Source organism: Acetobacter sp. DmW_136, from assembly GCF_008690365.1.
GTDB classification, from domain to species: Bacteria; Pseudomonadota; Alphaproteobacteria; order Acetobacterales; family Acetobacteraceae; genus Acetobacter; species Acetobacter oryzifermentans.
Genome location: NZ_VHON01000079.1, coordinates 1 through 3,910 on the forward strand (window position 1 = coordinate 1; position 3,910 = coordinate 3,910).

The following is a 3,910-nucleotide window of genomic DNA, read 5'->3' on the forward strand; positions in this document are numbered from 1 at the left end:
CAACGATTTTCAGATTAACCTGCTGCAAGTCCTTGAAAAACTTGGCGTCCCGTACGGGATTCGAACCCGTGTTGCCGCCGTGAAAGGGCGCCATATAGTTCAGGAAAACAGCCAGGTAATCTTCTATATCGTTGATATTAAGCCAATTTAGTTCATCACACTTCATTCGAAATCACTGGAGATCATCATCCAGATTGACTCAATTCTGGCTCATTGGCTCCGGAACGGCAAGGTCTGGTGAAAATTTCGCTGCGAAATATACTGGGGATGGTAGGATATTCCCGTAAGAAGAAAGAGAGTGGAGGAGCAAAAAGTTCACCTTACGACGACCTCTATCCGCCACATGATTTACGCGTTTTTTAGCCTTGGAAATCATACCGAACGTGCTCGGGCTATAATGTGCCTGACGCGTTCCGTCTGCACTCTAACATGACAGACCTCGTCAACATGGATCATTTCGACAGGCGCAACGCCGACATATCGAAAAAGGCGCTCCTCAATGCCTGGTCTGAAGTTTTCTGCCGCCTTGGACACTGATTTGCCCTGGCTGGTCACGGTTCCCGCTACTTCAATATAAAGAGTGGGATGACCTTTACAGAAAAGACTGAAATCAGCTTGCCCCTTGTAGTCCAGTTCTCGAATGAAGGGCTGTATTCTAAGATTGAGCGTGGCAGGAGCTTCCAGAAGCAGCCGGCGATACACGGCCAATTCGACCATGCTGCTAATTTTGTGGCCATTGATGCAAACATCCTGCTGCCACGCTGGTAGATCTGGATGGCGTTCAGTAACTTTCTGGCGAAACAGACGCCAGAGGGTTTTATCAGTATTGTAGCGGGAGACAATTTCCTGAGCGCCATCACAGAATTCAAGCATCTGTGGTGTAGGAGTAACAAGCAGTTCACGGGAGATACGAGCATAGTGGTCTAGCTCTGCCGGACGGAAGAACTGCTCTGACAGCCAGTGTGGCATCCGGTTATTGAAGCGGTCATAAGTCATGGGTGATGTCCTGGAAAATTTTATGTCTGTGCAGCAACGAACTGTTCGATAGCGACACATGATGAGTGGGAAGATGAAAAGTGTGATGAGGACGTCTGTCGGGATCAATCCTGTTGCACAGATGGACCGTCCAGAATGGCTTTCGTCACGCGATTGAATTTCTGGTTGATCACACGCGTAAGGACCACGGCCCCTTCAAGGACAGAGGTGTCAAAGCCATTTCCCCCCAGACACTCGGTCAGGGTAAAGTTCAGAAGGCGATGCAGTGCTGCAATTTGGAAGACATCTGCTTCGACGGCAGACGCTATAGAGTCATGATGTGACATGGATATTTTTTCTCTCGTTCAAAAGGAAGAAGAACGAGGTCTCACTCATTGAAAAAATCAGAAGAAAGGAAAGAAATCCAAAATCCTTTGGGGAATGGAGAGTATGAAACCTCGAAAATAAAACGAATATGAATTCAGCAATATATTCTCCAATAACTAGAATAAAGTTGCAATAATGTGATTGTATAAGTGTAAATATGAAAAGAAACAGAATTATTTAAGGGGTAAAAATAGTCACTGTGAACTGGAGAACTCAAACTCGCTCGCTTTTGTAGTAATAAATTAAGTAAAACCTTGAAATATCACAATAATGTTAAACTGGATTGTTCTTCACATGGTGATTGCGGGTTAAGTGCGCGCAGGGCACCGGCCTGCTGTTGTACTGAGTTCTGCAGGCTATAACGCTAAGGCTGGAATGGTGCTGTGCTGTCCGAAAACGACCAGAATCAAAAGCTATCTTTTTGAAGCGTCATTGGCTGCGTGAATGTGGTAAACTCATGTTTTGACCAGATTTTCATGGTCCTGATGGAGTAGGCAGCTCATTCTAGGTGCATGATAATTAACACGACACATTCGATTGTACACCTGACATCAGTGTCACCACTTGTATGCCATCGAAAAATATAAATCAAAAAATATATTATACCATAAATTTTTATAAAATTACTATACTATTGAAAATATTACAGAAATCTATATTGCTGTTGTCTTTATTTTTTTTGGTTCAAGGGATGTGTCTTGAACTTGGCACATACTTTCTAGAACCTTGACGGGCTAGACTTGTAAGTCCAGGAACCGAGCGCATGGTTTTTATGTGCGGTAGGAAATGGGAGGCTGTTGTGGATGCCGAGGGAATGTCAGAGATCGGACCACATCCGCTTTTGTCGAACGCTCTGCCTATGGGGTGGGGGATGGTGTGTCGCCATGAGTTCTGGTGGCCGAGCCTCATCAGTCACCAAGAAACCGTGAACCTACTAGGCCAATGCGGTGATTGTTCATGAGTATCCTGGGTAGACTGTCCCGTCTCTTCAGAAGCGGCGCAAGACCGAAAAGCAAAACGAAAGTCCCAGTTCTCAATCCTCTTGAGATTGAATGGATTGCTGGAGGGAATATGGAAAGGCTTGTTGCCTTCTCGACATCTCCTCGTCTGCATGCTGTTTCTCCAGAAGGTGACACGCCACTTCACCTTTCTGCACGCATGGGTAATCTTGCCGTTTGTGACCTCTTTATTCGGTCAGGTGCCAATCCCAGATTGCTCAACCATAACGGGCAGACACCCGCAGAGGCTGCATTTGCCGAAGGTCATACTCTCGCCGCGCAGTTTCTTTCCTCTCTTATTGCGACTTCGTTGCCTTCCATTGGTGAGCATGATGACTTGTCACAGGGCAAAATTGGTCGCATGGCGACCGAGGTCGCTGCTACTAGGCAAAGCCTTAGTATCGCCTCAAAGTTAGAGATGAACGATACGATCGATGATCTTGATGCTCTCCCGGCGTTTGAGGCCGAGGTAGAACCAGAGGAGTTTTTTGGGTATCACGCAGGAGAAGCGGCTTCGGGGACATTCGTCGCGCTTGTCAGTTCATCGTTTGTTATCCCTGAGGCCGACAAGAGTTGGGATCTTGACCTGTCGCCTGTCCAAATTGTCGGAGAGGGGATTAGTTCCGGTGTCGTTGCAGCTTCAGATCACGGTGGAGAACATGATTTTTTGAAGGTCCGCAAACGTGGACGACAATCGGTCAGGCGTGCCATTGTCCAGACTGGCACACGGCTGTCCATCGATCCTGAGATATGCAAGGCATGGGCAAAGACAATCATGACCAAGGGATGGTGCTCGTTTGATGACGTTGATCAACTTGCTATCCTTTGTGAAGGCAATGGTGATCTTGATGTGCTGCGCATCAACCTGAAGCATACTCTCGAAGCAGCAGGCTTCAACCTTATCGACCCGATCAATGGTTGCGAGGCTCATCTCTGGGATGTCAGATCGACGATCTCGTCCGATGAGCTTGCCGAAGCTATTGAGGCGATCTTAAGCCGCAAGACGCGACTTCCCGGAACACAGCGCTTCATGATGGACAAGGGCAGAGAACTGCGGCTTCTGGAACCAATGGTCATGGCAAGGCAGGAATTGCAGTTGGGAATTCTCGCCTCCAAGCCTACCATAAAAATCATTCTTGAAGCCTTCGACAATATCCGAGACGGTCTCAGGTCTCCTAGGTCTGTCTCACTACGCACTCTTTTTCCTTCACGGTCCGATCATGCTGAAACAGTCAAGGTGTTGTCAGCTGTAGAAACTCTGAGAGCTTGGCAATTCAATGGTCGCGTGATGGATGGCAAGCCGCGACGGACAGCGCTTGCAGCGCTTGCGACACTTGATCTCACTTTGACATTTCAAAAGGAATTGGTCAGAGATCTTGAAAGAGAAGAACCTAGTGGCGATCACTGCATCAGGTTGGACGAACTGATTTCGATATACGAGACTGCCAATAGGCGATTGATTCTCGACGCGGATTTCTCACACTTGAGGCAATTTCGGGTCATTTTGTAGAATTCAGTCATCCCACAGGAGCCCGATCTGGAATATTGAC

General features: G+C 47.4%; 3 protein-coding genes and 1 pseudogene. 2 read left to right on the top strand and 2 right to left on the bottom strand.

All coding sequences use genetic code 11. From position 1 onward, the window contains the following. Positions 1–372: 372 nt before the first annotated feature. A complete protein-coding gene (locus FKW31_RS15445; RefSeq protein WP_166443431.1) occupies positions 373–996 on the bottom strand; it encodes a hypothetical protein in 624 nt (207 codons plus the stop codon). Positions 997–1,100: 104 nt separating this feature from the next. After that, positions 1,101–1,322, bottom strand: a complete 222-nt coding sequence (locus FKW31_RS15450; RefSeq protein ID WP_150179017.1) for a hypothetical protein — start codon at positions 1,320–1,322, stop codon at positions 1,101–1,103. 352 nt (positions 1,323–1,674) lie between these two features. Here FKW31_RS15450 and FKW31_RS15455 point away from each other — a divergent pair. Beyond that, positions 1,675–1,797, top strand: a pseudogene (locus tag FKW31_RS15455) (type II toxin-antitoxin system PemK/MazF family toxin); the annotation flags it as partial. 522 nt (positions 1,798–2,319) lie between these two features. After that, positions 2,320–3,870 (top strand): ankyrin repeat domain-containing protein, encoded by a 1,551-nt coding sequence (locus FKW31_RS15460; protein ID WP_150179019.1) that lies wholly within the window; start codon positions 2,320–2,322, stop codon positions 3,868–3,870. The last annotated feature ends 40 nt before the right edge of the window (positions 3,871–3,910 follow it).

Coding starts and splice junctions, on each gene's coding strand:
- FKW31_RS15445 (WP_166443431.1), bottom strand. CDS start 996: ATGACTTATGACCGCTTCAATAACCGGATGCCACACTGGCTGTCAGAG.
- FKW31_RS15450 (WP_150179017.1), bottom strand. CDS start 1,322: ATGTCACATCATGACTCTATAGCGTCTGCCGTCGAAGCAGATGTCTTC.
- FKW31_RS15460 (WP_150179019.1), top strand. CDS start 2,320: ATGAGTATCCTGGGTAGACTGTCCCGTCTCTTCAGAAGCGGCGCAAGA.